General features: G+C 60.9%; 26 protein-coding genes. 15 read left to right on the forward strand and 11 right to left on the reverse strand.

Going from position 1 to position 26,899, the window contains the following annotated elements; translation table 11 throughout:
• Positions 1-32: 32 nt before the first annotated feature.
• Together FFM81_RS00060 and FFM81_RS00065 are read left to right on the forward strand one after the other, a co-directional pair.
• Entirely contained in the window at positions 33-674 is a 642-nt protein-coding gene (locus FFM81_RS00060; protein WP_003567692.1) for a carbonic anhydrase, read from the forward strand.
• 87 nt (positions 675-761) lie between these two features.
• Positions 762-2,372 (forward strand): GGDEF domain-containing protein, encoded by a 1,611-nt coding sequence (locus FFM81_RS00065; protein WP_003567690.1) that lies wholly within the window; start codon positions 762-764, stop codon positions 2,370-2,372.
• 89 nt (positions 2,373-2,461) lie between these two features.
• On the opposite strand, the gene FFM81_RS00070 is transcribed toward FFM81_RS00065, so the two are convergent.
• From FFM81_RS00070 to FFM81_RS00080, 3 genes are all read right to left on the reverse strand, one after another.
• Entirely contained in the window at positions 2,462-3,286 is an 825-nt protein-coding gene (locus tag FFM81_RS00070; RefSeq protein WP_003567688.1) for a lytic murein transglycosylase, read from the reverse strand.
• Between the two features lie 170 nt (positions 3,287-3,456).
• Entirely contained in the window at positions 3,457-4,491 is a 1,035-nt protein-coding gene (locus FFM81_RS00075) for an aspartate-semialdehyde dehydrogenase (RefSeq protein WP_003567686.1), read from the reverse strand.
• Positions 4,492-4,602: 111 nt separating this feature from the next.
• Complete coding sequence (locus FFM81_RS00080; RefSeq protein WP_003567684.1) at positions 4,603-4,833, reverse strand: hypothetical protein; 231 nt, start codon at positions 4,831-4,833, stop codon at positions 4,603-4,605.
• 70 nt (positions 4,834-4,903) lie between these two features.
• Here FFM81_RS00080 and FFM81_RS00085 point away from each other — a divergent pair, with 70 nt between their 5' ends.
• The 5 genes from FFM81_RS00085 (at position 4,904) to FFM81_RS00105 (ending at position 11,244) form a co-directional block, all read left to right on the forward strand.
• Positions 4,904-6,658, forward strand: a complete 1,755-nt coding sequence (locus tag FFM81_RS00085) for an alkaline phosphatase (protein ID WP_128397659.1) — start codon at positions 4,904-4,906, stop codon at positions 6,656-6,658.
• Positions 6,659-6,760: 102 nt separating this feature from the next.
• Positions 6,761-7,222: a hypothetical protein gene (locus FFM81_RS00090; RefSeq protein WP_003567680.1), complete on the forward strand. Its 462-nt coding sequence runs from the start codon at positions 6,761-6,763 to the stop codon at positions 7,220-7,222.
• A gap of 6 nt (positions 7,223-7,228) precedes the next feature.
• Positions 7,229-7,921 carry an ABC transporter ATP-binding protein gene (locus tag FFM81_RS00095; protein ID WP_138385288.1) on the forward strand — a complete coding sequence of 231 codons (693 nt, stop codon included), beginning with the start codon at positions 7,229-7,231 and terminating at the stop codon, positions 7,919-7,921.
• Complete coding sequence (locus FFM81_RS00100) at positions 7,918-9,171, forward strand: ABC transporter permease (protein ID WP_138385287.1); 1,254 nt, start codon at positions 7,918-7,920, stop codon at positions 9,169-9,171. Before FFM81_RS00095 ends, FFM81_RS00100 begins: the two co-directional genes overlap by 4 nt.
• A gap of 186 nt (positions 9,172-9,357) precedes the next feature.
• On the forward strand, positions 9,358-11,244 hold the full coding sequence (locus FFM81_RS00105; protein WP_003567675.1) for an MFS transporter: 1,887 nt from the start codon (positions 9,358-9,360) through the stop codon (positions 11,242-11,244).
• Between the two features lie 43 nt (positions 11,245-11,287).
• Here FFM81_RS00105 and lpxE read toward each other — a convergent pair whose 3' ends face one another.
• Both lpxE and leuB read right to left on the reverse strand, forming a co-directional pair.
• The gene (gene lpxE / locus FFM81_RS00110) at positions 11,288-12,040 is read right to left on the reverse strand and encodes a lipid A 1-phosphatase LpxE (protein WP_173883745.1); all 753 of its coding nucleotides are present in this window, start codon (positions 12,038-12,040) and stop codon (positions 11,288-11,290) included.
• A 173-nt stretch (positions 12,041-12,213) separates the two neighbouring features.
• Positions 12,214-13,326: a 3-isopropylmalate dehydrogenase gene (gene leuB / locus FFM81_RS00115; RefSeq protein ID WP_003567672.1), complete on the reverse strand. Its 1,113-nt coding sequence runs from the start codon at positions 13,324-13,326 to the stop codon at positions 12,214-12,216.
• A 169-nt stretch (positions 13,327-13,495) separates the two neighbouring features.
• Between leuB and FFM81_RS00120 the strand changes: the two genes are divergently transcribed.
• Complete coding sequence (locus FFM81_RS00120; protein ID WP_003567671.1) at positions 13,496-14,428, forward strand: pyridoxal-phosphate dependent enzyme; 933 nt, start codon at positions 13,496-13,498, stop codon at positions 14,426-14,428.
• Positions 14,429-14,797: 369 nt separating this feature from the next.
• Here FFM81_RS00120 and leuD read toward each other — a convergent pair whose 3' ends face one another.
• The 3 genes from leuD to FFM81_RS00135 form a co-directional block, all read right to left on the reverse strand.
• Positions 14,798-15,406: a 3-isopropylmalate dehydratase small subunit gene (gene leuD, locus FFM81_RS00125; protein WP_138385286.1), complete on the reverse strand. Its 609-nt coding sequence runs from the start codon at positions 15,404-15,406 to the stop codon at positions 14,798-14,800.
• Between the two features lie 133 nt (positions 15,407-15,539).
• Positions 15,540-15,962 carry a VOC family protein gene (locus tag FFM81_RS00130; RefSeq protein WP_003567666.1) on the reverse strand — a complete coding sequence of 141 codons (423 nt, stop codon included), beginning with the start codon at positions 15,960-15,962 and terminating at the stop codon, positions 15,540-15,542.
• A gap of 96 nt (positions 15,963-16,058) precedes the next feature.
• On the reverse strand, positions 16,059-16,292 hold the full coding sequence (locus tag FFM81_RS00135; protein ID WP_003567664.1) for a hypothetical protein: 234 nt from the start codon (positions 16,290-16,292) through the stop codon (positions 16,059-16,061).
• Positions 16,293-16,405: 113 nt separating this feature from the next.
• Between FFM81_RS00135 and FFM81_RS00140 the strand changes: the two genes are divergently transcribed.
• Together FFM81_RS00140 and FFM81_RS00145 are read left to right on the forward strand one after the other, a co-directional pair.
• A complete protein-coding gene (locus FFM81_RS00140) occupies positions 16,406-17,308 on the forward strand; it encodes an HpcH/HpaI aldolase/citrate lyase family protein (protein ID WP_003567662.1) in 903 nt (300 codons plus the stop codon).
• A complete protein-coding gene (locus FFM81_RS00145) occupies positions 17,308-17,514 on the forward strand; it encodes a DUF1737 domain-containing protein (RefSeq protein WP_003567660.1) in 207 nt (68 codons plus the stop codon). Before FFM81_RS00140 ends, FFM81_RS00145 begins: the two co-directional genes overlap by 1 nt.
• Positions 17,515-17,539: 25 nt before the next feature.
• Here FFM81_RS00145 and FFM81_RS00150 read toward each other — a convergent pair whose 3' ends face one another.
• The gene (locus FFM81_RS00150; protein WP_003543974.1) at positions 17,540-17,977 is read right to left on the reverse strand and encodes a metallopeptidase family protein; all 438 of its coding nucleotides are present in this window, start codon (positions 17,975-17,977) and stop codon (positions 17,540-17,542) included.
• A 162-nt stretch (positions 17,978-18,139) separates the two neighbouring features.
• Here FFM81_RS00150 and FFM81_RS32590 point away from each other — a divergent pair, with 162 nt between their 5' ends.
• The 5 genes from FFM81_RS32590 to bfr all read left to right on the forward strand — a co-directional run bounded on the left by FFM81_RS32590 (position 18,140) and on the right by bfr (position 24,973).
• Positions 18,140-19,084 carry an ImuA family protein gene (locus FFM81_RS32590; RefSeq protein WP_003567659.1) on the forward strand — a complete coding sequence of 315 codons (945 nt, stop codon included), beginning with the start codon at positions 18,140-18,142 and terminating at the stop codon, positions 19,082-19,084.
• Between the two features lie 40 nt (positions 19,085-19,124).
• A complete protein-coding gene (locus FFM81_RS00155; protein ID WP_246401151.1) occupies positions 19,125-20,540 on the forward strand; it encodes a Y-family DNA polymerase in 1,416 nt (471 codons plus the stop codon).
• Positions 20,537-24,001: an error-prone DNA polymerase gene (locus FFM81_RS00160; RefSeq protein WP_003567655.1), complete on the forward strand. Its 3,465-nt coding sequence runs from the start codon at positions 20,537-20,539 to the stop codon at positions 23,999-24,001. The genes FFM81_RS00155 and FFM81_RS00160 overlap by 4 nt, the downstream gene beginning before the upstream one ends.
• Positions 24,002-24,123: 122 nt before the next feature.
• The gene (locus FFM81_RS32595; protein ID WP_080687582.1) at positions 24,124-24,522 is read left to right on the forward strand and encodes a (2Fe-2S)-binding protein; all 399 of its coding nucleotides are present in this window, start codon (positions 24,124-24,126) and stop codon (positions 24,520-24,522) included.
• A complete protein-coding gene (gene bfr / locus FFM81_RS00170; protein WP_003567651.1) occupies positions 24,488-24,973 on the forward strand; it encodes a bacterioferritin in 486 nt (161 codons plus the stop codon). Before FFM81_RS32595 ends, bfr begins: the two co-directional genes overlap by 35 nt.
• Positions 24,974-25,058: 85 nt before the next feature.
• Here bfr and FFM81_RS00175 read toward each other — a convergent pair whose 3' ends face one another.
• The gene (locus FFM81_RS00175; protein WP_003567649.1) at positions 25,059-25,592 is read right to left on the reverse strand and encodes an RNA pyrophosphohydrolase; all 534 of its coding nucleotides are present in this window, start codon (positions 25,590-25,592) and stop codon (positions 25,059-25,061) included.
• Positions 25,593-25,629: 37 nt separating this feature from the next.
• On the reverse strand, positions 25,630-26,823 hold the full coding sequence (locus FFM81_RS00180) for a divergent polysaccharide deacetylase family protein (protein ID WP_097536869.1): 1,194 nt from the start codon (positions 26,821-26,823) through the stop codon (positions 25,630-25,632).
• Between the last annotated feature and the right edge of the window lie 76 nt (positions 26,824-26,899).

Below are 26,899 nucleotides of genomic sequence, written 5' to 3' on the forward strand. Positions count from 1 at the left end.
ATCTTGTCTGCCGCGCGCGCTAATCCAGTAGCATGCAGCGTTTTCCAAATTCCCTTCTGGACGGTTACCGCAACTTCATGAACGGGCGTTATGCCGACGCCCGTGACAGGTATCGACTGCTTGCCGAAAACGGTCAGAGTCCGAGCACACTGGTCATTGCCTGTTCGGATTCACGTGCGGCACCGGAGCTGATCTTCGATGCCGGCCCGGGTGAGCTCTTCGTCATCCGCAACGTCGCCAACATGGTGCCGCCCTACGAGCCGGACGGTCATTTCCATTCGACGTCGGCAGCGCTCGAATTTGCGGTGCAGGCGCTGAAGGTCTCGGATATCGTCGTGATGGGCCACGGCCGCTGCGGCGGCATCCGCGCCGCACTCGATCCGAATGCCGAGCCGCTGTCGCCCGGCGATTTCATCGGCCGCTGGATGTCGCTGGTCAAGCCCGCCGCGGAGCAGATCCAGAGCAATGACGTGATGACGGCCGCCGAGCGGCAGACGGCGCTGGAGCGAGTCTCGATCCGCAATTCGATCGACAATCTCAGAAGCTTTCCCGACATCAAGGCGCTAGAGGAAGCGGGGCAAATGCATCTTCACGGAGCTTGGTTCGATATTTCGACCGGTGAACTCTGGGTGATGGACGCCGAGACACGCGACTTTATTCGTCCCGAAATCTAGGGATCTGCCGCTTTATCAGTTTATTAAGAATTGCTGCTAAGATTGCCGGGCGCACGACCGACGTTTTGATCACCCTGGCGATTGGCGATGAAGTTCGAGACCATAAAAAGGGTTATCCTGGCGGCCATCATGCTGCCCTTCGTCTTCATGCTCATTGAAGGCGTCATCGTCATACGGGCTTCGGTCAAACAATACGGGGATCTCGAGAAAGACCGGCAGTTCGCCGACGTGCTCGCCCGCGGCGGCTCCATCGCCGCCACGGAGATCCTCAGTGAAATCGGCGCCACGCGCCTTTATCTCGCGCATCCCAGCAGCAAGACTGCCGCCGATATGCAGCAAAGCCGCTCGACCCTCGATCGCGAGCGCCTTGCCTTCTATGCCAGCCTGCCCTCCCGCGATACTCTCGAGGACGGGCTTGTGGAAGAATTGTCGATTCTCAGCCTTGCCTACAGCCGCATCGTCGCTGCGCGCAGCGGCGTCGACCAGGGCCGTTATTTCGGCAGCGATCCCGGGTCGATCTATTGGTATGCAGCTCTGAAGCAGCTTGCCGTCGTCGATGCGCTTTCACCCCTGATCAGCGATCCGGTCCTGCTCGAGAAATCCAATCAGCTGATGGGCATCATGCTGACCTATTACGGCGAAAGGCTGATTACCGGCGTCGGCACCCGATACCTCGATCATGGCGTTTCCGCCAGATTTCCGGTGGAGCTGTTCATACAGGGCAAGGTCATGCTCGGTGAGGGCATGGACCATATGGTCTTTCATTCGGCGGCACCGATCGTGCGCGACATCGTCACCTATCTCGGTCGCCGCGACCAGGTAAAGGCGAATGCGATCACAGATGCCATCCTCGCCGGATCGCGGCCGACGCGCGCCGTGCGCGACGTCTGGGCCACTGCACAGAGCGAACGCATGAGTTTTCTGCAGCAGAAGATGATCGAGGCGGCGAGAGATATTCACGAGACCGGCGAAAACTTTTCGACGCGCTCGCATTTACACCTGACGCGGATCCTGGCGCTGTGCGCCGGCCTGCTCATTCTCGCGACATTGGTGATGGTGCTCGCGGCAAGGGGTCTGCGCCTGATCGACCGGCTGACGCGGGACCGGGAGACGCTGGTCGGCGAGTTGCGCAATGCCGCCCAGACCGATCTCCTGACCGGTCTTTACAACCGGCGCGGCTTCGAATTCGCCGCATCGGCCCTTCTGACGCAGGCCGAGCACGGATCACGCTGGATTTCCGTCGTGCTCTTCGACCTCGATCATTTCAAGAAGATCAATGATATCAACGGCCATGATGCCGGCGATGTTGTGCTCCGGCATGTCGCAGGCATCGCGCGGGCGAATTTCCGTTCCTTCGATCTCTTGGTGCGCCATGGCGGCGAGGAGTTCCTGGCACTCCTGCCGGATTCGACGCCCGACGATGCGGCCATCGTTGCCGAGCGGGTGCGGCTGGCGATCGAGGCGGCGGAAATCCCCTTGGAGAACGGGGATGTTCTCAAGGTAACGGCAAGTTTCGGATGTGCCGGCCGGGCCAATGAAGCCACCAACCGAAACTTCGAAGATCTGGTCAAACGCGCCGATTTGGCGCTCTACGCCGCCAAGGCCTCTGGCCGTAACTGCGTCGTTTCGGGGCCGATCGTGCCGCAGGAGGAGCGCCGCAAGACGGCGTCCGGCGGCGGCTTTGATTCCCGCATATGAAAAACGCCGCATGTCGCAGCGGCGTTTTTGCGTATGATTGCCGATGACGGCGGACATTATCCCGGAACCGCGGCGCCGGGTGACATGCATTATCTGCCGGCGTCGATCTGCTGGCCGATATAGGCGATCGCCTGCTGGTAGACGCTGGCGGCGTTCCAGCCCTGGATGGCGACGAAGTTCGGCTCTCCCGGCTGATAACCGGCGCCGGCGCGCCAGCCATGGCCCTTGAGGAAATTCGCCGTCGAGGCCAGCGCATCGGCGCGGGAACCGACCATGTCGACGCGGCCGTCGCCATCGCCGTCGGCGCCGAAGCGCACAACATTGCGCGGCAGGAACTGCGTCTGGCCGATTTCACCATGGGCTGCACCCTTGGCCTGCGGGCTCAGATAACCCTCGGAGACGAGCTGGAGCGCGGCATAGAGCTGGTCGGTGAAATAGTCCGAACGGCGGCAGTCATAGGCGAGCGTCGAAACGGCCGACAGCGTATGCTGGTTGCCCATGTAGCTGCCAAAACCGGTCTCCATGCCCCAGATCGCGATCAGCGGGCCGGCAGGAACGCCGAAGCGGCGTTCGATTGAGGCAAAAAGCGCCTGGTTGGCTGCCTTCATGCCGCGGCCGCGGGAGATGACGGTGGCGCCGCCGCGCTTCTGCATGAACGCGTCGAAGGAGAGCTTGAAGCTTTTCTGGCCGCGGTCCGCGGCGATTGTCGGCTTGTTGTAGTTGACGTTGGCGAAGGCGCGGCTAAGCACCGATTGGCTGATGCCATTGGCCGCTGCCGTCTGTTTGAAATCGGCGACCCAGGCGTCGAAACCGGCGCTGGTATTGCCACATTGCGGTCCCTGCGCGAACGCCGGCACTGCATGGAGGACGCCGATTGCCGCAACGGCCGCCAGAAACAATTTTGTCATGCGCATTGAGAAAACCCCGCTCTCGATCTGCATAGATTTTAGGCGGGCAAGAGAATGCCAGCCGCTCGCGATTTTGTCACGATCACCTTTTGGCGAGCGCTTATGCAGTTGGATTTGCCCCGAAAAAGCCCCGCTCACCGAGCAGGGCTTTAACAGCTTATGGTTTACAAATGGTATCAGGCAGCCTGCTTGCGCGGCTTGACAAGTCCGCGATTGACGAGCAGCTCGGCGATCTGGATGGCGTTCAATGCCGCGCCCTTGCGCAGATTGTCGGAGACCACCCAGATGTTGAGGCCGTTTTCGACCGTTGCATCTTCTCGGATGCGCGAGATGTAGGTCGCGTCTTCGCCGGCGGATTCATAAGGCGTGATATAGCCGCCGTTCTCGCGCTTGTCGATGACGAGGCAGCCGGGTGCATCGCGCAGGATGTCACGGGCCTGATCGGCGGTGATCTCGTTTTCGAACTCGATGTTGACCGATTCCGAATGGCCGATGAAGACGGGCACGCGCACGGCCGTGCAGGTCACCTTGATCTTCGGGTCGAGCATCTTCTTCGTCTCGGCCAGCACCTTCCACTCTTCCTTCGTGTAGCCGTCTTCCATGAAGACGTCGATGTGCGGGATGACGTTGAAGGCGATACGCTTGGTGAACTTCTTGTTCTCGATCGGATCGGCGACGAAGACGGCGCGCGTCTGATTGAACAGCTCGTCCATGCCGTCCTTGCCGGCGCCGGAGACCGACTGGTAGGTCGAGATGACGACACGCTTGATCTTGGCGAAGTCGTGCAGCGGCTTCAGCGCCACCACCAGCTGGGCGGTCGAGCAATTCGGGTTGGCGATGATATTGCGCTTGGTGAATTGGCTGATGGCGTCCGGGTTCACTTCCGGCACGATCAGCGGCACGTCGGCGTCGTAACGCCAAGCCGACGAGTTGTCGATGACGATGCAGCCCTGCTGGCCGATCTTCGGCGAGTACTTCTTGGAAACCTCGCCGCCGGCCGACATCAGGCAGATATCGGTATCGGAGAAATCGTAATTCTCCAGATTGGAGACCTTCAGCGTCCGGTCACCATAGGAAACCTCGGTGCCCTGCGAACGCGAGGAGGCAAGTGCCACGACCTCATCGGCGGGGAAGCCGCGTTCGGAGAGGATGTTGAGCATCTCCCGGCCGACATTTCCGGTGGCTCCCGCAATTGCTACTTTGAAACCCATTTCTCAAGCTCTCTTTCTCTTCTCTCCTCTTGTCCGGTGAGGGGAAAGGCGCGACAGATCGCGTCTTCCTGTCCCCAGCCGAGCCGGGGAGAGAGCGGCAGGCCAGAGACGTCAGACGGTTTTCGTCGTCGTTTTGGCCTTGGTTTTGGCAGAAACCGGAACGGCAATATCCACCCCGGCAACCCGTGCCCGGTCATCGCACTCAGCAATGGCGTGTTCGTCGCGAACCATGGAGATTCCTTTTCCGCTGTTGCTCTTAGAAGGTTTTCCACAGGAGTCAAGGTTTTTGCGCTGAAAGACTACGGCCGGAGAGAGTGGTCCGACACTGCGACCTTTTGTCATGCCATTGTCATCCCCGGCAGATATCCCGGCCCGGTTCTCTTCTACTCTGCAACGAAAACGGGGGTTTTCCATGCGTACGCTTCTTGCCGCCTTTGCGGCCACCACCATGCTTGCGGGCGCCGCTCAGGCGACGACGGTCTATCCACTCGATCGCGCGACGATTCTTGTCGGCTCGCCGTTCGATTTCAAGGTCGAGCTCAATAAGCAGGTCAAGCCTGAAGACGTGAAGATCACCGTCAACGGTCAGGATTACAAGACAATCCTCGGTGGCGAGGCGCAGTTTATCGAGCTGGAAAAAGGCAAGGATGACAAGGCTCTCGGCTCCGCTCTGCTGCTGCGCGGCCTGAAGATCTCAGCTCCTGGCGACTACAAGGTCGAGGTCGCCGCCGGCGACGAAACCAAGTCCGTTACCTGGAACGTCTACGAAACCGCGGCTCAGCCGAAGGCGAAGAACATCATCTTCCTGCTCGGCGACGGTCTTTCCGTTGCACATCGCACCGCCGCCCGCATCATGTCCAAGGGCATGACCGAAGGTAAGGCGAACGGCCGTCTGAACATGGACGATCTCGATCGCATGGCTTTCATCGGCACCTCGGCGACGAATGCCGTTGCCACGGACTCGGCCAATACCATGTCGGCCTTCATGACCGGCCATAAGACCGCCGTCAACGCGATCGGCGTCTACGCCGACCGTACGCCTTCCTCGCTCGACGATCCGCGCGTCGAAACGTTCGGCGAAGCCGTCCGCCGTACGACGAAGAAGTCGATCGGCATCGTTGCAACGTCTGAAGTCGAAGACGCGACCCCGGCTGCTGTCGTTGCCCATACCCGCAACCGCGGCGACAAGGCCGACGTCGTCGGCATGCTGCTCGAGGTCAAGCCGGAAGTTCTGCTTGGCGGCGGCTCGGCCTATTTCCTCGGCAAGGAAGTCGCCGGTTCCAAGCGCAAGGACAATCAGGATTACATCAAGCTGTTCCAGGATGCCGGTTACAAGCTTGCGACCGACAAGAACGAGCTCGCAGCCAATGCATCGGCTGAAGGCAATCTCCTTGGCCTGTTCCACACCGGCAATATGGACGTCACGCTCGACCGCGAATTCCTGAAGAAGGGCACTGTCGACAAGTTCCCGAACCAGCCGGGTCTCGTCGACATGACCAAGGCCGCACTCGACCGACTCTCCAAGAATCCTGATGGTTTCTTCCTGATGGTCGAAGGCTCCTCGATCGACAAGATGTCTCATCCGCTCGATTGGGATCGCGCCGTTGTCGATACCATCGAATTCGACAAGGCGATCGGCGTTGCCCGCGAATTCCAGAAGGCGCATCCGGACACGCTGATCGTCGTCACCGGCGACCATACGCATGGCGTATCGATCATCGGCACCGTCGACGATGAGAAGCCCGGCACGGAAATGCGCGAAAAGGTCGGCACCTATGCCGAGGCTGGTTTCCCGAACTACAAGGACGAAAACGGCGACGGTTATCCCGATAGGATCGACGTCAGCCGCCGTCTGTTCCTGAGCGCCAATAACGGCCCCGATCACTACGAGACCTTCCGTCCGAAGCTCGACGGCCCCTTCGTTCCGGCTGTCCAGAACGAAAAGAAGGAATATGTCGCCAACGAACAGTATAAGGACGTTCCCGGCGCGGTCTTCGTTCAGGGCAATCTTCCGAAGAGCAGCGAGAGCGGCGTCCATGCGGTCGACGACGTGGTCCTGCAGTCGGCTGGTCCGGGTGCTGAAGGTTTCCATGGCTACCTGGAGCAGAGCGACGTCTATCGCGTGCTCGCCGACACCTTCGCTCTCGGCGCCAAGCAGACGAACTGATCTGAAGCCAATGCGGCAAGATCGCTTGCGCGGCATTGCCTGTTTCATCGATCATGGTCCCGGCCCTCCAGCGGTCGGGATTGATGCTTTTTGGAGAATGACATGGAAACACTCGCTTCATTGCATCTCAGCCGCCGCCGGCTGCTCGGCGCTGCCGTTGCGCTTCCCTTTACCGTTTCTACCGTGCGCGCGGCCGATCCTTCGCTCTCTTTCGACGAGCTTTACGGCAAGATCGGTGTGCTCGGCCTGGAATTCTCCGGCAAGGTGAAGCGCCTCGCCGGCCAGGACATCGGCATGAAGGGCTTCATGGCGCCGCCGCTGAAGGCCGAGGCGCAGTTCTTCGTGCTCACCGAAATACCGATGTCGCTCTGCCCTTTCTGCTCCTCGGATGCGGACTGGCCGGATAATATCGTCGTCGTCTATCTCGGGGAGAAGCAGACCTTCGTGCAGCCGCGCCAGACGATCGAAGTGCGCGGCACGCTGGAATACGGCTCGTGGACGGATCCGGAAACCGGCTTCGTCAGCCTGTTGCGCATTCGCCAGGCCGAATATTCCGCCGTCTGAACCGCTATGCTCGCTCTTACTATCGAAAACCTCTCCGTCACCTTCCCGGGCTTGTCCTCGCCAGCGCTGGCGATCGGCCACCTGTCGATCGATGCCGGCAGCAGGGTCGCCATCACTGGCGCGTCCGGTTCCGGCAAGAGCACCTTCGTCAATATCATTGCCGGGCTGGAGCGGACACGTCACGGATGCGTCCGCTGGAACAACGAGAATATCGTCGGTTTTCCCGAAAGCCGGCGCGACCGGTTCCGTGCCGCCAATATCGGCCTGGTCATGCAGGAATTTCATCTCTTCCCCGGTCTGTCGGCATTGGAAAATGTGTTGTTGCCGGCGCGGCTCGCCGGCGCCGCTTCGGCTGACGTCATCGAGCGGGCGCATGCGCTTTTAAGCACCGTCGGTCTTTCCCGCCCCGGCCAGAAGATCGAAACCATGTCGCGCGGCGAGATGCAGCGCGTGGCGATCGGCCGGGCGCTGCTGCGCAAGCCCGGCGTCATCATCGCCGACGAACCGACGGCGAGCCTCGATGCCGAAAGCGGTGAAGCTGTCGGCGATCTGATCCTCGATCTTGCGGTGGCCGAAGGCAGCACACTGATCGTCGTTTCACACGATCAGCGCCTGGCCGGCCGCCTCGACCGGCGCATCACCTTAGGTTCCGGCCGGATCAGCGACGATTCCGCGGCAATGGCGGGAGCGGCTGCATGATCCGTTTCATCCTTTCCGATCTTCGCCGCCTCTGGGCGGGGTCGCTGGTGGTCGTGCTGCTGGTCGCGCTTGCGACCGCACTTGGCGTTTCCGTCGTGCTGCAGGAGCGGGCCCTTCGTCTCGGCAGTGCACGCGCCGCCGATAAGTTCGATCTCGTCATCGGCGCCGGCGGCAGCGAGACGCAGCTTGTGCTGTCCTCGGTCTTCCTGCAGCCCTCGCCTTTGCCGCTAATGTCGGGCGAGGTGCTGGCCAGGCTTGCCGACGATCCCCGCGTCGATTGGGCCGCTCCGATCGGCTTCGGCGATTCCTTCTCCGGCTATCCGATCGTCGGCACGACCGTTGTACTGGCGGAGAACCTGTCCGGCGGCCTTGTCGAAGGCAAGGTTTTCGCACGCGAGGGCGAGGCGGTGATCGGTTCCGCCGTCCAGCTTTCGCTCGGCGGCGAGATCAAGCCGATGCACGGTTTGGCGGAAGAAGGCGGCGAGACACATACCGAACTCGTCTACCATATCGCCGGCCGCATGCGGCCGACAGGCACCGCCTGGGATCGGGCCATTCTGGTGCCGATCCAGGCCGTCTGGCATATCCATGGCATGGAGGCGGAGGAGGGTGCAGATCACGATCATCAGCAGGCTGGCGCCGGTCACGATGCGCATGAGCATCACGGCGGAGCCAACCCGGATGCTCCACTTGAGGAGAGCTGGACTGATGATGCTCCCGGCCTTCCCGCCATCCTCGTCAAGCCGAAGACAATTGCCGACGCCTACAAGCTGCGGCAGCAGTATCGCAGCGGCAATACCGTCGCGGTCTTTCCCGGTGATGTACTGACCAATCTCTACGCCACGCTCGGCGACGCCAAGCAGATCCTCGTCGCGGTCGCTTCCGGGGCGCAAGCCCTCGTTGCAGCCTCGCTCGTCCTGGTCACGGTCATTCATATCGGCCAGCGCCGCCGACAGATCGGCGCGCTGAGGGCCTTCGGCGCGCCACGCGGCGCGATCTTCGGCATCGTCTGGCTGGAATTCTTCTTCCTGGTGGCCGTCGGCATCGGCCTCGGATTCACTTTCGGCTATGCTGCGGCGCTGATCTTATCCGGCATGTTCTCTGAGACGAGTGGGATCGCCATGCCGGTCGGCTTCGCTCGTGAAGACGCCGGGCTTGCGGCGTTGCTGCTCGCCTTCGCCACAATTCTGGCCGCACTCCCGGCGGTTCTCGCCTACCGGCAATCGCCGGCGCAGGCGCTGAGAGCCTAGGGCCGGCTCACGACTCCGCTGCATGCCAAGGCGCGCGCTGCCATTAGACTAAAGTCATAATCCCAAAGCCTCTCTCTTTTTGATCTGCCCTTTCTGGCACACTCTCGACAGGCGTGTCGCGGCCAGGGGTCTGCTTTGAGGAGAGTAGGTCGCGCGCGTTGCTCATCACTCTGTGGAGGACAGACAATGGCAAATGTCGCAAGCATCGACGGCGCGAAGGCCGGGCCGATGACCGGCGAAGAGAAGAAGGTGATCTTCGCCTCTTCGCTCGGAACCGTTTTCGAATGGTATGATTTCTATCTCTACGGTTCGCTCGCCACCTATATCGGCGCGACCTATTTCACCCAATATCCCGAGGCGACGCGCAACATCTTCACGCTGCTTGCCTTCGCCGCAGGCTTCCTGGTGCGCCCCTTCGGTGCGCTGGTGTTCGGCCGTCTCGGTGATCTGGTCGGCCGGAAATACACCTTCCTGGTGACGATCATGATCATGGGTCTGTCGACCTTCCTCGTCGGCATCCTGCCGGGTGCCGCCACCATCGGCATCGCTGCCCCGATCATTTTGATCGGCCTTCGCCTGCTGCAGGGCCTGGCGCTCGGTGGTGAATATGGCGGTGCGGCAACCTATGTCGCCGAACATGCGCCGAACGGGCGTCGCGGCTACTTCACCTCGTGGATCCAGACGACGGCGACACTCGGTCTGTTCCTGTCGCTGATCGTCATCGTCCTGGTTCAATATCTGATGGGTGCGGTTCAGTTCGCCGCTTGGGGCTGGCGCATTCCGTTCCTGGTTTCGGTCGTCCTGCTCGGGATTTCCGTCTGGATCCGGTTGAAGATGAACGAATCGCCGGCGTTCCAACGCATGAAGGCGGAGGGCAAGGGCTCCAAGGCGCCGCTGACCGAAGCCTTCGGAACATGGAGAAATGCCAAGATTGCGATCATCGCGCTTCTCGGCGCCACCATGGGCCAGGCGGTCGTCTGGTACGGCGGCCAGTTCTATGCGCTGTTCTTCCTTCAGAACGTGCTGAAGGTAGATCTGCAATCGGCCAACATCATGGTCGCCATCGCGCTCTTCCTCGCCACGCCGTTCTTCGTCATTTTCGGCGGCCTCTCCGACAAGATCGGTCGCAAGCCGATCATCATGGCGGGTCTTCTCATCGCGGCGGTCACTTATAATCCGCTGTTCAAAGCGATGACCTGGACGGCGAACCCGGCGCTTGCCGAAGCGCAGGCCTCGATCCGCGCGACGGTGACGGCCGATCCGGCGGATTGCAAGTTCCAGTTCAACCCGACGGGCACGTCGAAATTCACCAGCTCCTGCGACGTGGCGACGGCGTTCCTGACGAAGAACTCGGTGCCTTATGACGTCGTGCCCGGTACTGCCGGACAGCCGGCAACCGTGAAGGTCGGCAACGCGACGATTGCCAGCTTCGACGTCGTTGCTGCCGGCGACAAGGCCAAGGGCATGACTGCCGCCTTCGAAAAGGGCGTCAATATTGCCCTCCACGACGCCGGCTATCCGCTGAAGCGCGGTGCCGCCAAAGTGCCGGATGCCAAGCTCGATGCCTTCATCGCCGCCAATCCGGAACTTGCGCTCAATGCCGAAACCGTCCGCGCCGGTGAAAAGGAAACCGTGCCGGCGGCCAAGCTTGTTGAAACCAAGCTGCTGACGGCAGATGAGGCCACTGGCGTCACCGACATGGCGGTCTACAACGTCGCCAATGGCGGCGCGTTCGCCATGACTGCCGATCCCACCCGCGTCAATTGGATAGGCACCATCGCAATCCTGTTCGTCCTCGTCCTCTATGTGACGATGGTCTACGGCCCGATCGCCGCTCTGCTGGTCGAGCTCTTCCCGACCCGCATTCGCTATACCGGCATGTCGCTGCCTTATCACATCGGCAACGGCTGGTTCGGCGGCCTGCTGCCGGCGACAGCCTTCGCGATGAGCGCTGCCGCAGGCGATATCTACTATGGTCTCTGGTATCCGATCGTGTTTGCGTCGATCACGCTGGTGATCGGCCTGATCTTCCTACCGGAAACGAAGAACAGGGATATCCACGCAATGGATTGATGACGCGCGCGCGTCTGAGAAGCTTGAGAAAACGGCCCGGCGCTCACAAGGCGCCGGGTTTTTTCGTGTCAGAGAACAGGCGCTTGGCGATCGGCCAGCCATCCGGCGCCAGCTTGAAGAGCAGGCCGCAGCGGGCAAAGATGATCGCCGTCAGCAGCGAGAACCAGCCGCCGAAGGCAAGGCCGGCGATCACGTCACTTGGATAATGGGCGCCGACCATGACGCGGGTCATGCCGAGCCAGATGGCACAGGCGATGAAGACAACCCGGTAGCGCGGATACAGCAGAGCAAAGGCGGCGAAGAAGGCACCAACTGTCGTGGAATGGCCCGACGGAAAGCTTTCGAAAGCGGCATGGCCTGAAAAGGGCGCGAAGGAAAACATGCCGTAGTCGTGAAAATGATCGGGACGCGCCCTGCCGATCGCCCGCTTCAACAGATTGGCGAGAAGCCCGGAGAAGACCACGGTGGCAAAGAGATAGGCGCCGATCCAGCTGACATAGAGGGCCTGCGCCTTGGAGCGCGCCGTCTTCACGAGCTTGTAGCCTGCCCGGCCCTGAAAGAACAGCAGGATGCTGGTATAGATCAGCCAGGCGGAATCGCCGAAACCGGTCATCATCTCGCCGAGGTGTTTCACCAGCGCAGGAGGTTCGCTGGCGCCGATCGGCGCATCGAAGAGCAGCATGGAAAGGATGACGGCATTGAGCGAGATGAAAAGACAGGCCTGCCAACGCAAAGGCGGCATGGCAGCGCCGCTCCGGCGCCAGCGCCTGTCCAGGGAAGCCCAAAATGCCCGCATTCCGTCGTCCGTTCGAATTTACCGGGTTGAAATTCGGCGCAAAAATACACGAGATTGTGGCTGAGAATAGTCCGTTTCGGATAATTCGACCGCCCCGTTCAGGCTTCTCGGCTTTACGAAAAAGCCCTCCGCATGCGTGATGCGAAGGGCTGAACTGTTTCACGTGAAATATATCAGGCGGAAAGCGCCTTAAACTCGGCGAGGATCGCATCGCCCATCTCGACGGTGCCGACCTGCCTTGCGCCATCGGCCATGATGTCGCCGGTGCGGATGCCCTTGTCGAGCACGTTGGCGATTGCCTTTTCCAGGTCGTCGGCTTCCTTCACCAGGTTGAAGGAGTAACGCAGGCACATGGCGAACGAGGCGATCATGGCGATCGGATTGGCGATGCCCTTGCCGGCGATGTCGGGGGCCGAGCCATGCACCGGCTCGTAGAGCGCCTTGCGCTTGCCGGTCTTGCCGTCAGGCGCGCCGAGCGAGGCCGAGGGCAGCATGCCGAGCGAACCGGTCAGCATGGCGGCGACGTCGGAGAGCATATCGCCGAAGAGGTTGTCGGTGACGATGACGTCGAACTGCTTGGGCTGGCGCACCAGCTGCATGCCGCCGGCATCGGCGAGCATATGTTCGAGCTGGACGTCGGAATATTTCGCCTTGTGCGTCTCGGTTACCACCTGGTTCCAGAGCACGCCCGACTTCATGACGTTGCGCTTTTCCATGGAGCAGACGCGGTTCTGCCGGGTGCGAGCCATTTCGAAGGCGACGCCGGCGATGCGTTCGATCTCGTAGGTGTCGTAGACCTGCGTGTCGATGCCGCGCTTCTGGCCGTTGCCGAGATCGATGATCTCCTTCGGCTCGCCGAAATAGACGCCGCCGGTCAGCTCGCGGATGATCAGGATATCGAGGCCTTCGACCAGTTCCGGCTTCAACGACGAGGCCGCGGCAAGGGCCGGATAGCAGATGGCGGGGCGCAGGTTTGCAAACAGCTGGAGATCCTTGCGCAGGCGGAGCAGGCCGGCTTCCGGGCGCACTTCGTAAGGCACGCTATCCCATTTCGGGCCGCCGACGGCGCCGAAGAGAACGGCATCGGCGGCAAGCGCCTTCTGCATGTCGGCTTCCGAGATCGCCGCGCCATGCGCATCATAGGCAGAGCCGCCCACAAGGCCTTCGTCGGTGACGAAACCGGCATTCATCGCCTCGTTCATATAGGCGATGATCTTGCGGACCTCGCCCATGGCTTCGGGACCGATGCCGTCACCCGGAAGCAGGAAAAGATTGCGCGCTGTCATGAAACCCTCCTGGGAAAAACAAGTTGCGGTTTCTTAGACCCCGGAAATGGGCATTTCAAGCGAGGGAGGGCGTGAATCGGTACGCTTCGCTCTTGGCTGTGATGATTGCTCGCGCATCTGCAAACGGGTTAGAAGGTCGCTTACCTCTTAATGTCCACGGATGTTTCTCATGGTTTCAGCTCCTCTCCACCTCAACACGCCCTTGGCTCTAACGGCACCCGGCTACAGCGCCAGCGGCAAGCCACTCTGGCTGAAGCTCGATGCGTTGCAGCCCTCCGGCAGCTTCAAGCTGCGCGGCGTCGGCCGGCTTTGTCAGCATGAGGTGGAAAATGGCGCGCGCGAGATCTTCTGTGCGTCCGGCGGCAATGCCGGCATTGCCGCCGCCTATGCCGGCCGGGCGCTCGGTGTGCCGGTCACCATCGTCGTGCCGGAGACGACGGCGGCCGATGTACGGCAGACGATCGCCGCAACGGGCGCCAATGTGCTCGTGCATGGCTCGGTGTTCGACGAAGCCAATGCCCATGCGGTCGACCTCGCGAGGAGCCGCAAGGCGAGTTATGTGCACCCCTTCGACCATCCGCTTCTGTGGGACGGTCATGCGACACTGATCGACGAGGTGGTGGCGAAGGGTGCCAAATTCGATTGCGTCGTCACCAGCGTCGGCGGCGGCGGGCTGCTTGCCGGCATTGTCGAGGGGCTGAAGCGAAACGGGCTTACCAATGTGCCGGTTATCGCCGTCGAAACGGAAGGAGCGGCCTCGCTGAACGCCAGCCTCAAGGCGAATGAGCGCATTACCCTGCCCGCCATCACCTCGATTGCCAATTCGCTCGGCGCGCGGCAGGTGGCCGAGCATGTCTTCGACCTGCCGAGACAGCATCCGATCGAAAGCATTGTCGTCAGCGATGCCGATGCGGTTGCCGCCTGCCTGAAATTTGCCGATGCATATCGCATTCTGGTCGAGCCGGCCTGTGGGGCGGCGCTTGCCGTTGCCGATGTGCATGCCGGGCTGCTTCAGCGTTTCGACAATCCGCTGATCGAAGTCTGCGGCGGCATCGGCGTGTCGCTCGAAAAGCTGAAGCTTTGGAAAGAGAAGTTTCTCTGATCTGAAATTAGACCCTTTCCGGGTTAGATTGAATCATTCTGTTGGTTCAAACGGAGTCGGATGGCCGGTCGATCAGCCGGCCCGTTTCAGCCAACCCTCCCGCAGATTTGCCTTGGCAAATCTGCAAGACTCACGAAACGCCGGACGCACTTATCGCTTCGCTATGCGAAGCGGTGCGGCCGGTAGGCCGGGCATCTCTAGCCAGGATCAAAGGCGATCGGCTCGGACGTACCTGGGGGTATGCCCGTCGCCAATCGCCTTTGCCCTGACGAAAACCTGCTCCGGCAGAATGCTTCAATCTAACCCGGAGAGGCTCTAAAAAAAGCCGGGCGAAGGCCCGGCTTGATCGATAGCTCATCCGTCTGCGGCTTAAGCGGCCCAAGGGTGCGAAGCGGCGTTCTTCTTTTCGAAGCTGTCGATCGCCTTCCCCTTTTCCAACGTCAGGCCGATATCGTCGAGGCCGTTCAGCAGGCAGTGGCGCTTGAATTCGTCGAGATTGAACTTGATCGAGCCGCCATCGGGACCGGTGATCTCGAGGTTTTCGAGGTCGACCGTCAGGATGGCGTTGGAGCCGCGCGAGGCGTCGTCCATCAGCTTGTCGAGGTCTTCCTGGCTGACCTTGATCGGCAGGATGCCGTTCTTGAAGCAGTTGTTGTAGAAAATGTCGGCGAAGCTGGTGGAGATCACGCAGCGGATGCCGAAATCGAGCAGCGCCCATGGCGCGTGCTCGCGCGACGAGCCGCAGCCGAAATTATCGCCGGCAACCAGGATCTTGGCATCGCGGTAGGCTGGCTTGTTCAGCACGAAATCCGGATTTTCGGAGCCGTCTTCGTGATAACGGGCTTCGGCGAAAAGGCCGGTGCCGAGGCCGGTGCGCTTGATGGTCTTCAGATAATCCTTAGGAATGATCATGTCGGTGTCGACGTTGACGACCGGCAAGGGCGCTGCAACGCCCGTGAGCTTCACGAATTTATCCATGACCCATGCTCCATTTCAGCAAATCTACTTCCTGAATTTGCATCTAGTCCAGTTTTTCGCCGAAATGAAGGAGAATCTTTGAAAATGACGGCCACGCGACGTTTCGCGCGGCCTGCCCTCTGCGTATGGACCATTACTTCGTCGGTGCGTTGAGGCCCCAGAGGACGCCGAACGGGTCACGCAACTGGCCGTAGCGGTCGCCCCAGAACATCAGTTCGACCGGCATGACGACTTCGGCGCCGGCAGCAACGGCGCGGTCCCACCAGAAATCGATATCGTCGATGACAAGCTGGATGGCGAAGCCTTCATGGCCTTTGAAGGGATGGCCGTATTCGGGATAGGCATCCGACAGCATGAGGGAGCTGCCATTGATGTAGAGATGCACATGCATCGTCCTGCCGCTCTCGTCGACCGGCACGACATAGGCTTCTTCGGCGCCGAAAGCCTTCTTGTAGAATTCGGCGGCTTTGACCGCGCCGCCGACCGTCAGATAGGGCAGCAGGCCATTCTTGACCGGCGGCAATTTGACCGGATTGTTTTCCGTTGTCGCATCCATGCTTGTCCTCCATTTCGTTTTGAAGCGCCGGCGGAATGCTCGGCTGCTTCAAGGACGTATCATGGAAGCATGATCCGACAGTGTCGGTCGATTTTTTTAGAGATCGATGATCGTGCCGCGGCCGTCGTTCCAGATGCGCATTTCGCGCTGGCCATTGTTTGCCTTGGCGCGCACCGGAGCGGGCTTCATCTTCAGCGAAAGCGCGCGACCGACCATGAGCACGGTCAGGATGCCGCCGACGGCGAGTGTCACCGAAAAGGTGAAAAGCAACATGGCCACGAAAACCGTGGCGCCGGCAAGCATGAGGAAGATGGAGCGAATGTTCTGCATGGGTTTGAGACCTTTCTTCGGAAAGGAATGTGGTCCTTCTTTTTCCTCTCTGCAAGGCAAGCATGGCTTTTTGTTGTCTTGCCGGGCTTCGCGAAGCTTGGCACTAATGATCGATGAGCCAAACCATACGCCGTTCCTTAAATCTGCGCCGCTCGGTGCTGAGCGTGCCCGCCATCAATCTCCGGGCGCTCGAAAAAAGCCATTCGCTTGATTGCGATGCGGTTATTTTCGATCTCGAGGATTCCGTTTCGCCCGAGAAGAAGGAACAAGCGCGGGAAAATCTGCGCGCCTTTTTTGCCGGTCCGCTGCTTGAGGGCAAGGAAAGGATCATCCGCATCAATTCTTTGTCATCCGAATTCGGGCCGGCGGACCTGGATCTGGTCAATGCGCTTTTGCCCGACGCCGTTCTCCTTCCCAAGGTGGACGGACCTCTAGATATCACCGATATAGCCGATCTACTCGCCGATGCGGATGCGCCGGAGGAGCTGCGCATCTGGGCGATGATCGAGACGCCGCGCGGCGTGCTGAATGCTGGAGCGATCGCCGAATCCGGCCGCACGCCGGGCTCGCGGCTCGATTGCCTCGTCGCCGGGCTCAATGATCTGCGCAAGGAAACAGGCGTCTTGCCGCAGCCGGGACGAGCCTATCTCGTGCCGTGGCTGATGCAGGTCGTCCTTGCGGTCAGCGCCTACGGGCTCGATGCGATCGACAGCGTCTTCAACGATTTCAGGGACGAGCAGGGTTTCGATGCCGAATGCGGGCAGGGGCGGGCCATGGGTTTTGCCGGCAAGATGCTGATCCACCCGGCGCAGATCGAAGCCGCCAACCGGCATTTCGGCCCGGATCCGGCAGCGATTGCTGAAGCGGAGGCGATCATTGCTGCCTTTGCCGATCCGGCTTCCGATGGGCTAAATGTCATCAATGCCGGCGGGCGGATGGTCGAGCGGCTGCATCTTGTCCAGGCCGAAGCTCTGGTCCATAAAGCTCACCTGATTTCTGCAAGAAAGCCCGACTGATGAAACTCTACCGCTTCCTGACCGGTCCCGACGATGCTTCCTTCTGCCACAAGGTCACCGCCGTCCTCAACAAGGGCTGGTCGCTGGAGGGCTCGCCGACCTATGCCTTCAATGCCGCAACCGGCGCGATGCAGTGCGGCCAGGCCGTCGTCAAGACTGTCGAAGGCAAGGATTACCATCCCGAGATGAAGCTCTCCGAGCAATAGCGCGTCCTACCGGACACGGCGTGTTTCAGCGTTCCGCGGCTTCTTCGGCGCTTGCCTCGATCCGCTCCATGTCATCGTCACTCAACCCGAAATGATGGCCGATCTCATGGATCAGGACATGGGTGATGATATCGCCGAGCGTCTCGTCGTTCTCAGCCCAGTAGTCGAGGATGGGACGCCGGTAGAGGCGGATGCGGTTCGGCATCTCGCCGGTTTCCACGGTGAAACGTTCGGAAATGCCCCTGCCCTCGAAAAGACCGAGGAGATCGAAAGGGGTTTCGAGCGCCATGTCCTCGAAAACGTCGTCATCGGGGAAGTCTTCGATCTCGATCGTCAGGTTGGTCGTCAGCTGGCGGAACTCATCCGGCAGATGGCTGTAGGCCTCCATGGCCAGCGACTCGAAGGCGCTGATCGTCGGCGCATGGCGGTCACGCCAATCATCGCTCTGGTCTATGCGGGCCATGAATATTCCTTCCTTTGCGGGCCCATATAGAACCTTTATCGCCGATTTTCGAGTGCGGAATCAAAGGCAGGAATAAATTCATAAAAAATGGCCGTTGACTCTTCATTAGCTCTCTGGAATCTATAAGAACATAACAGGAACAAGACGGAATTGGAGAACGCCATGGCGCAGCACGCCCTGGCGCGCGAGCGGCTTTTTGCGCTCCGCGAAACCATCGCCAGACTCGAAGGGAAGCCCGCGCCGGCGCTTGCGGCAGCGGAGCGGGGAGCCCTAGCGGAAGGGGGAAAGACACCCCGGAGAGCCAGTCTGCCGCCGCTGGCGTTCGGGGTAGAATATCTTGATGAGGCGCTGGAAGGCGGCCTGCCGCTCGATGCGATCACCGAATTCCGCTCGGCTCTGTCGCGTGATGCGGGTGCGGCAAGCGGGCTGGCGATGGCTGTCGCCGCGCGGCTGCAGAAGCAGGAATCCGATGCCGGCAGGCTGCTGCCGTTGCTCTGGGTCGGTGATGCTGTCGGCACGCTGGAGGCCGGTCGGCCCTATGCTCCAGGGCTTCAGGATTTCGGGCTGAACGCGGAGCGGTTTCTCCATGCGGCGCCGCGCAAGCTGGACGAGGCGCTCTGGCTGGTGGAGACCGCGGTGGAAAGCGCTGCTTTTTCGGCCGTCATCTTCGAAGTGCGCGGCAATCCCACCCATTTCGGCCTGACCGAAAGCCGCAGGCTCAGTCTGCGGGCGCGTGCTGCCCGCCGTCCGCTCTTTATCGTCCGCCAGGCCGGGGCGGAGGAGGCTAGCAGTGCGGCTTTCCGCCTGCATGTCGAACCAGCTCCATCGGCTCTGCGGCCGTTGCCTGGGGAATCGAAGCTTTCCGGCAGCATCGGCAATCCGATTTTCCGTCTCACGCTGGAGAAGGGTCGCAATCCGGCCCCGCTCTGCTTTTTTCTGGAGTGGAACCCCCATGAACGCGAATTTCTCCCTGTCGCCGAGCCAAACCTCGTTCGTCCTCCCGGCGAGCAGTCAGCGCATTCTGGCGCTCAGCTTTCCGCATCTGCCAACGGACCGCATCGCCCGCAGGCGATGGGGGCACTCCTGGCGTTCGAAAGGGCGTCCTGAGACCCCCCCTATCGTCTGTTCCGGCAAGCTCAACAATGCCATGCGGCTGACGGCCCTGGACGAATTGGCCGAGAGGCTGGGCCTGAAGAAGGAACAGGGCGTTGCCGAAGCGCGGGCCATGTACCCAACGCTCGAGGTCGCGGAAGAGGATCCGGCCGCCGACCGCCGGCTGCTGGAGGCCATTGCCGACTGGTGCGACCGTTATACGCCGCTGGTGGCCTTCGACGGCAAGGACGGCCTGTTTCTCGACATTAGCGGCTGCGCCCATCTCTTCGGCGGGGAAAAGGCGCTTCTCAAGGATGTGCTGTCGCGGCTTTTTTATATGGGGATTGATGCGCGCGGCGCCATCTCATCGTCGCCGGGCCTTTCCTGGGCCGCGTCGCGCTTCGGGCAAGACGGGGTGATCGAAGACGAGGAGACGGAGCAGGTGCTGATGTCCCTGCCGGTTGCCGCCTTGCGGCTGGAAGCACAAACCGTCGATGCGCTGAAGAAGCTCGGCCTGAAATATGTCGGCGACGTCATCGATGCCCCGCGCGCGCCGCTGACCCGGCGGTTCGGCCCGGGACTGCTTCTGCGCCTCGACCAGGCGCTGGGACGCGAAGAGGAGCCGGTCTCGCCGCGGCGTCCGGTCGCCAGCCTCTCGGCCGAAAGCCGCCTGATCGAGCCCATCGGCACGGAAGAACAGATCCTTGCCGTCACCCGGCAGGTCGCCCTGTCGCTGCAGCCGTCGCTGGAAACACGGGGGATCGGTGGACGGGTGTTCGAACTGGTGCTGTTCCGCGTCGACGGCAGGGTCTTTCATATCTCCGTCGGCGCTTCGCAGCCGCTTCGCGAACCAAAGTTCATTGCCGGGCTTTTTTCCGAGCGATTGCAGGCGGTTTATGACGATCTCGACGCCGGCTATGGTTTCGAAATCCTGCGGTTGAATGTGCTGCGACATGATCCCTTCAACGCGGCCCAGGCGGATTTCGAGGGCGACCGCCAGGGAGAGATTTCGCTTTCGGCCTTCGTCGATCGGGTCTCGGCCCGGCTGGGTGCGGATTGCCTGCAAAGCTTCCAGCTGCGCGAGAGCCATGTGCCGGAACGCGCCGTCATAACCGTTCCGGTGATGGATCACCTTCCCAGGCGGAAGGCGGCTCAGGATATCCAGCCTCCTTTCCGCCAAGAGCGCCCGCTGCGGCTCTTTGCGACGCCGGAGCCGGTCGAGATCATGCTTGCCGAAGTGCCCGATGGTCCGCCGCAGATTTTCCGCTGGCGGCGCATGCAGCATCAGGTGGCAAGGAGTGAAGGGCCGGAACGGATTGCCATGGAATGGTGGATCGATGGGGATGACGCCGAGGCGCGCGATTATTTCCGCATCGAGGACGAGACCGGACATCGCTTCTGGATCTATCGTCGCGGTTTTTATGGTGGGGAATTCGACCCTCGCTGGTTCATGCACGGGGTATTTGCATGAAGAGCGAACCCGCATTTTTCGAGATCGGCGTGAGAACGAATTTTTCGTTTCTCGAAGGCGCCTCCAGTCCGGAAGAGATGGTGGTGCAGGCCGCGCATCTCAGGCTCGGCGGTCTCGGCATTGCGGATCGGAATTCCGTTGCCGGCGTGGTCAGGGCGCATGCCCAGGCGCTGCAGCTCGAGGAGAGATACAAGAACAGAGACGCGATCTTGGCCCAGGCGGAGAAGGACGGGAAAAGAGAAAAGATTGTCGATCCCATCCGGATTCAGCCGGGCGCCCGTCTGGTCTTTTGCGATGATACGCCTGACATGCTCGCCTACCCACGCAATCGGCGGGGCTGGGCAAATCTTTGCCGCCTGCTCAGCGCCGGCAATCTGAAGGAAGAAGCGGTCAAGGGAACATGCATCCTGACGGAAGCGGAGCTGATGGAATGGGGGGACGAGATGATGCTTGCCCTCGTTCCCGATCGCACTCTGATCGAAAGCCAGGCCGGGCAGTCGGCTCTGGAAGATTACCTCGGTAGGTTTCGCAGGCGGTTCCGCAAGGATTTTTTTATGGCGCTGGCGCCAGCCTATGACGGCCGCGACAGGCAGGTATTTGCGGTGCTTGCCATGCTTGCGGCACGCAATCGCGTGCCGCTGACTGCGACCAACCAGCCGCTTTACCATCATCCCGAGCGCCGGCCGCTTTCGGATGTGGTGATCGCGATCCGGGAGCATGTGGAGATAGCGCAAGCCGGATTCCTGCTGGCGCCGAATGCCGAACGTTATCTCAAGGATTCACGTGAAATGGCCCGGATCTTCCGAGACTATCCCGGTGCGATCGAAAATAGCCGGGCCTTCTTCGGCAAGCTCAGCTTTTCGCTGACGGAGCTGGAGCATAATTATCCGCCTGAGAACGATCCCGGCGAAACGCCGCAGCAGACGTTGGAAAGGCTGACGAGAACGGGAGCGGCAAAGCGCTATCCCGAGGGTATTCCGGCCAAGGTGGCAAAGCAGATCGATTATGAGCTGAAACTCATCGGCGAGAAGAAGTATGCCTCCTACTTCCTGACGGTTCACAGGATCATCCAGCACGCCCGTTATGAGCTCAAGGTCTTGTGCCAGGGGCGCGGATCGGCAGCAAATTCGGTTATCTGCTATTGCCTCGAAATAACGGAAGTCGATCCGCAAAAGAGCACGCTGCTCTTCGACCGCTTCATTTCGATGGATCGCGACGAGCCGCCTGACATTGATGTCGATTTCGAACATGACCGGCGTGAAGAGGTCATCCAGTACATTTATAAAACCTACACAAGGGAACATGCCGGGCTGACGGCGGGTGTGACCACCTACCGGACCCGTTCGGCCGGCCGCGAAGTCGCCAAGGCCTTCGGGCTGTCGGAAGATGTCCAGTCGGCGATCAGCAGCCTTGTCTGGGGCTGGTCGGAGGACAATCTCTCGGAACGGGATGCCAAGGCGGCCGGCCTCGATATCAAGGATCCGGTCACCAGGAACGTGCTGAAATATGCCTCCGAGCTTCTCGGCTTTCCCCGCCACCTCACCCAGCATGTCGGCGGCTTCGTCATCACGCGGGACCGACTCGATGAGGTGGTGCCGATCATGAAGACGGCGATGCCGGATCGCTACATGATCGAATGGGACAAGGACGATCTCGACAACGTCAAGATCCTCAAGGTGGATGTGCTGGCGCTCGGCATGCTGACCTGCCTGCGGAAGGGTTTCTCGCTGCTTGAACTGCATTACGGGGTGAAGAAGACGCTCGCCGATCTCGGCAACAGGGAGCATGGGGAGGAAGGCAAGCCGGTTTACGAGATGATGGGCCGGGCCGATACGCTCGGCGTCTTCCAGATCGAGAGCCGGGCGCAGATGAGCATGCTGCCGCGCCTCAAGCCGAAGCTGTTCTACGACCTCGTCATCGAGGTGGCGATCGTCCGGCCGGGACCGATCCAGGGCGATATGGTGCATCCCTATCTCAAGCGCCGGGAGCAGCGCGCCAAGAATATCCCGATCGAATATCCGAGCAAGGAGCTGGAAGCGGTTCTGGAAAGAACCCTCGGCGTCCCGCTGTTTCAGGAACAGGCGATGCAGATCGCCATCACTGCTGCGGGCTTCAAACCGGCGGAAGCCGACAAGCTTCGCAGAGCGATGGCGACATTCAAGAGAACCGGCACGATCGGCAATTTCGAGACGCGTTTCATAGAGGGAATGGTTTCAAAGGGTTATGCTCCGGAATTTGCGCAGCAATGTTTCAACCAGATCAAAGGTTTCGGTGAATATGGTTTCCCTGAAAGCCATGCCGCCTCCTTTGCGCTGCTCGTCTATGCCTCCTCATGGCTCAAAGCCTATTATCCCGACGTCTTCTGCGCGGCGATGCTGAATTCCCAACCGATGGGGTTTTATGCGCCGGCCCAGCTGGTGCGGGATGCACGCGAGCACGGGGTCAAAATCCTGCCGGTCGACATCAATGAATCCGATTGGGATTGCAGTCTGGAAGAGGCCGCTTTCGATCCGAATGCCGTCGATTTCCGTCACCGTGAGATGCGCGGGATCATCAAGGCCCGGCACGCGGTGCGGCTCGGCTTTCGGCAGATCAAGGGCCTCTCGACAGACGAGATGGAACGGCTCGTCAGCAACCGCGGCGAAGGCTACAGCTCGGTGCGCGATCTCTGGCTGCGGTCCGGCCTGCAGAAATCCGTCATCGAGCGACTGGCGGATGCGGATGCGTTCCAATCGCTCAGATTATCACGGCGCGATGCGCTCTGGGCGGTGCGGGCGCTGGATGTGAAGAGCGCGGCCGAGGAGCTGCCGCTTTTCGAGCAGGCCCGTTATGTCGATCTCCAGGCCGAGCCGGCAACCAAGCTGCCGGAAATGCTGCCGGGAGAGCAGGTCATCGAGGACTATCGGTATCTCTCGCTGTCGCTGAAGGCCCATCCCGTCTCGTTCCTGCGCGAGGAGCTTCAAGGGATGGGTATCACGCGCAATGTCGATCTGTTGAAGGTCGCGAACGGGAAGAGGGTGACGATTGCCGGCCTCGTGCTGGTGCGCCAGCGGCCGGGTTCGGCCAAAGGGGTGATCTTCATGACGCTGGAGGACGAGACCGGCGTTGCCAATGCGATCGTCTGGAACAAGATATTCGACACATACCGTTCGGTTGTGATGGGCGCCCGGCTGGTGAAAATCCGCGGCCGGCTGCAAAGCCAGCACGGGGTGATCCATACCGTCGTCGAGCATATCGAGGACATGACGCCGGCGCTCGGGATCCTGCAACGCGAGGCCCGGCGCTTCGGGGTCTGCGAGCGGGCAGACGAAGTGCTGAGACCCGGTGGTGATCCGAGGCAGATAAAACTTGCGCAGGCGCAGGAGAGGGCGGAGCTGCCAAAACGGATGATTGCGACAGGCAGCAATTCCGGCGCGGCGGAAACGGCTGAGGTGATGCCGCGCGGACGCAACTTCCATTAAAATGCGTCGCACCGATCGGGATCCGGCGGCGCGCCTTCATTTGCCTTATGGCGTCATCACCCTGGAAGCACTGCATAATCTCGGAGGATAGGCATTGGATTGTCATTCGGACATCGCGTCCGATGATACGGGGCTCGAATTTTTTCTTGACAGCCACCATCTTCTTTAGCAGAAAACACGATAGTCAGTGTCATGTTTGGAATGAAGACGTGCTTGTCTGCAGCTGCAATTATATAACCGACAAGGAAATCCGGGAGGTTATCACCAACCTTCTCGATGAGGACTGTTGGCAGCTTATCGTGCCGGCGAAGGTCTACCACGCCATGGAAAAGCGCGGCCGTTGCTGTGGCTGTTTCCCCAACGTCGTCGACATCATTATCCAGACGACCGAGGAATATCACGCCCGTCGCCACTCGACGGAGACGGAAATATTTGATTTCATGTCCCGCTTGAAACAATTCCATGAGGAAAACAGGAGAGCGGACATTGAAAGGCGACAAAAAAGTCATCGAGCGGCTTAACGAGGCGCTGTTCCTCGAGCTCGGGGCGGTCAATCAATATTGGGTTCATTATCGGCTTCTTGAAGACTGGGGCTACACCAAGCTCGCCAAGAAGGAGCGCGCCGAATCGATCGAAGAGATGCACCATGCCGACCGGCTGGTTGCGCGCATCATTTTCCTTGAAGGCCATCCCAATCTGCAGACCCTTGCACCTCTGCGCATCGGCCAGAACGTCAAGGAAGTGCTGGAAGCCGATCTTGCCGGCGAATATGACGCCCGCGCGGCCTACAAGAAGTCGCGCGATATTTGTCACGAAGCCGGCGATTACGTTTCCATGAAGCTTTTCGAAGAGCTGCTGATGGATGAGGAAGGCCATATCGACTTCCTCGAAACGCAGCTCGAGCTGCTTGGCAAAATCGGCGAAAGCAAATACGGCCAGCTCAACGCCGATTCCGCCAACGAAGCCGAATAATATTCGAACGAGAAACCGGCCGTCCTGAGCGGCCGGTAGTCCCGCCGCTTGCTGCCGAGCGCAAGCGAGGCATTATCCCGGGATTTCAGTCTTCCGATTGCAGTGCTGCCAGATGCTCGAATTCGGCAACCACCTGGTCGTAGACGGCGCGCTTGAAGGGAACGATCAGGCCCGGCAGTTCCTGCATCGGCTTCCATTCCCAGGCATCGAATTCCGGCTCGTGGCCGCCGGGCGGCGGGTTGATGGCGATCTCGCTGTCGTCGCCCTCGAAGCGGAAGGCGAACCAGCGCTGCGTCTGGCCGCGGAATTTTCCTCTCAGCCCGATGCCGATCAGCGCCGGCGGCAGATCATAATTGATCCAGTCTCTCGCTTCGGCAAGCAGGGTCACCGTCTTGATGCCGGTCTCCTCGTAGAGTTCGCGGTAAGCGGCATCCAACGGATCCTCGCCCTTATCGATGCCGCCCTGCGGCATCTGCCACTGGTGCGGCGAGCCGTCATATTCCGAATTGCCGTCGGGGATGCGCCGCCCGGCCCAGACCAGGCCATCGCGGTTCAGGATCATCACCCCGACGCAGGGGCGGTAGGGCAGATCCTCGGCTTTTACGGTCGCCTGGCTCATCGTCTTCTCCGTTCAGCAATCTTTTCCCGAATTGCTCTCAAGGGTTCCGGGGGTCGTTGGAAAGGGCGGCGACGCCGACGATCTCGATGCCGCGCATCGCCGCCTCCTCGCTCCATTTGGCGATGGCGTCGACACTTTCATCGAAAGCCGAGGCGACGCCGATCGCCTGGCCGTTCTTGCGGGCGATGCGCTCGAGCTCATCAAGCTTCTTCAGGACGGCGTTGATATCGAGCTGGCCGTCGAGCTGCAGGTCGGCGAAGGCGTAGGGCATTTCGGTTCCCTTGGCGACAACAGCCGTCTTCGACTGCGCCGACGTGCCGTCGTCGAGGAAGAGCAGGCCGCGCTTGCCGATATCGCGCATGACAGGCTCCATCGCGTTGGAGTCCGAGAGGAAACGGCCGCCGAGATAATTCATGATGCCGGTATAATTGGTGATTTCGCCCATCGCCTTGTGAAGGTTCTCGATATTGCGGGCCACCGGCTTGGTGGTCAGCAACGTCTCAGGGCCGGGATCATTTGCCGGGTAATCAAATGGCTCGAGCGGCACCTGCAGCAGAATCTCGTGGCCGCCGCGGCGGGCCTCCTGCATCCAGCGCTGCAGGCTGTTGCCGCTTGCGGCAAAGGCGAGGGTAATTTCCTCCGGCAATTCAGCGATGGCGCGCTGCGTTCCGGTCTGGCTGAGCCCGAGGCCGCTGACGACGATGGCGATGCGCACGCCGCGCGCGCCGGACGAGGGGCGGGCATATTGATCCATTGGCCGCCGGCCATCCGGACCGACGATCGGCAGCCTGCCGAAAGGCGTATCTTCGAGCAGCGTTTCATTCGGCTGTGCCGCCATGCGCGGATCCTGGCCGACCTGCATGGCATCGACCAGGACCGGTCCGCTGCCGTCGCGTGGGCGCGGACTGAATTTGGTGACGACCGAGCCATCGCCGGTGACCATCTGTTCGACATTGGCGCCCGAGCGCGGTTCGGCGCGTGGCATGCCGTCCGGCGCCCGATTGGCAGTTGTCGTCGATGGCTGAGTTGTATCGGAGGGCTTTGCGGCCTGCTCGGCCGCCGGCGGTTTGGTGCGTTCGAGCCCATCGCCGCGAAACGCCGTATAGAGCGAAAAGCCGCCTATCGCGAAAAGACAAAGACTGGCGGCGATGCGGCCAAGGCGCAAAAAACCTGGACGCTTGCGGCCGGTTTTGCGGTTGCGGCCCAGAGGCGTATGCAGGTCCGTTCCCAATTTTTCGCCCGCTCCAAAACCGGGAAACCGCAGAAAGGGTCAAGGCCGGGCGATATGCCCGGCCTTGAGGTGATGC

Origin of the sequence: Rhizobium hidalgonense, from assembly GCF_005862185.2 — a bacterium.
In the GTDB taxonomy this organism is placed as follows: Bacteria; Pseudomonadota; Alphaproteobacteria; order Rhizobiales; family Rhizobiaceae; genus Rhizobium; species Rhizobium hidalgonense.

Bases quoted from the DNA above. Each gene is read 5' to 3' on its own strand.
- FFM81_RS00060 (WP_003567692.1), top strand. From the start codon at position 33: ATGCAGCGTTTTCCAAATTCCCTTCTGGACGGTTACCGCAACTTCATG.
- FFM81_RS00065 (WP_003567690.1), top strand. From the start codon at position 762: ATGAAGTTCGAGACCATAAAAAGGGTTATCCTGGCGGCCATCATGCTG.
- FFM81_RS00070 (WP_003567688.1), bottom strand. From the start codon at position 3,286: ATGCGCATGACAAAATTGTTTCTGGCGGCCGTTGCGGCAATCGGCGTC.
- FFM81_RS00075 (WP_003567686.1), bottom strand. From the start codon at position 4,491: ATGGGTTTCAAAGTAGCAATTGCGGGAGCCACCGGAAATGTCGGCCGG.
- FFM81_RS00080 (WP_003567684.1), bottom strand. From the start codon at position 4,833: ATGACAAAAGGTCGCAGTGTCGGACCACTCTCTCCGGCCGTAGTCTTT.
- FFM81_RS00085 (WP_128397659.1), top strand. From the start codon at position 4,904: ATGCGTACGCTTCTTGCCGCCTTTGCGGCCACCACCATGCTTGCGGGC.
- FFM81_RS00090 (WP_003567680.1), top strand. From the start codon at position 6,761: ATGGAAACACTCGCTTCATTGCATCTCAGCCGCCGCCGGCTGCTCGGC.
- FFM81_RS00095 (WP_138385288.1), top strand. From the start codon at position 7,229: ATGCTCGCTCTTACTATCGAAAACCTCTCCGTCACCTTCCCGGGCTTG.
- FFM81_RS00100 (WP_138385287.1), top strand. From the start codon at position 7,918: ATGATCCGTTTCATCCTTTCCGATCTTCGCCGCCTCTGGGCGGGGTCG.
- FFM81_RS00105 (WP_003567675.1), top strand. From the start codon at position 9,358: ATGGCAAATGTCGCAAGCATCGACGGCGCGAAGGCCGGGCCGATGACC.
- lpxE (WP_173883745.1), bottom strand. From the start codon at position 12,040: ATGCGGGCATTTTGGGCTTCCCTGGACAGGCGCTGGCGCCGGAGCGGC.
- leuB (WP_003567672.1), bottom strand. From the start codon at position 13,326: ATGACAGCGCGCAATCTTTTCCTGCTTCCGGGTGACGGCATCGGTCCC.
- FFM81_RS00120 (WP_003567671.1), top strand. From the start codon at position 13,496: ATGGTTTCAGCTCCTCTCCACCTCAACACGCCCTTGGCTCTAACGGCA.
- leuD (WP_138385286.1), bottom strand. From the start codon at position 15,406: ATGGATAAATTCGTGAAGCTCACGGGCGTTGCAGCGCCCTTGCCGGTC.
- FFM81_RS00130 (WP_003567666.1), bottom strand. From the start codon at position 15,962: ATGGATGCGACAACGGAAAACAATCCGGTCAAATTGCCGCCGGTCAAG.
- FFM81_RS00135 (WP_003567664.1), bottom strand. From the start codon at position 16,292: ATGCAGAACATTCGCTCCATCTTCCTCATGCTTGCCGGCGCCACGGTT.
- FFM81_RS00140 (WP_003567662.1), top strand. From the start codon at position 16,406: ATGAGCCAAACCATACGCCGTTCCTTAAATCTGCGCCGCTCGGTGCTG.
- FFM81_RS00145 (WP_003567660.1), top strand. From the start codon at position 17,308: ATGAAACTCTACCGCTTCCTGACCGGTCCCGACGATGCTTCCTTCTGC.
- FFM81_RS00150 (WP_003543974.1), bottom strand. From the start codon at position 17,977: ATGGCCCGCATAGACCAGAGCGATGATTGGCGTGACCGCCATGCGCCG.
- FFM81_RS32590 (WP_003567659.1), top strand. From the start codon at position 18,140: ATGGCGCAGCACGCCCTGGCGCGCGAGCGGCTTTTTGCGCTCCGCGAA.
- FFM81_RS00155 (WP_246401151.1), top strand. From the start codon at position 19,125: ATGCGGCTGACGGCCCTGGACGAATTGGCCGAGAGGCTGGGCCTGAAG.
- FFM81_RS00160 (WP_003567655.1), top strand. From the start codon at position 20,537: ATGAAGAGCGAACCCGCATTTTTCGAGATCGGCGTGAGAACGAATTTT.
- FFM81_RS32595 (WP_080687582.1), top strand. From the start codon at position 24,124: ATGATACGGGGCTCGAATTTTTTCTTGACAGCCACCATCTTCTTTAGC.
- FFM81_RS00175 (WP_003567649.1), bottom strand. From the start codon at position 25,592: ATGAGCCAGGCGACCGTAAAAGCCGAGGATCTGCCCTACCGCCCCTGC.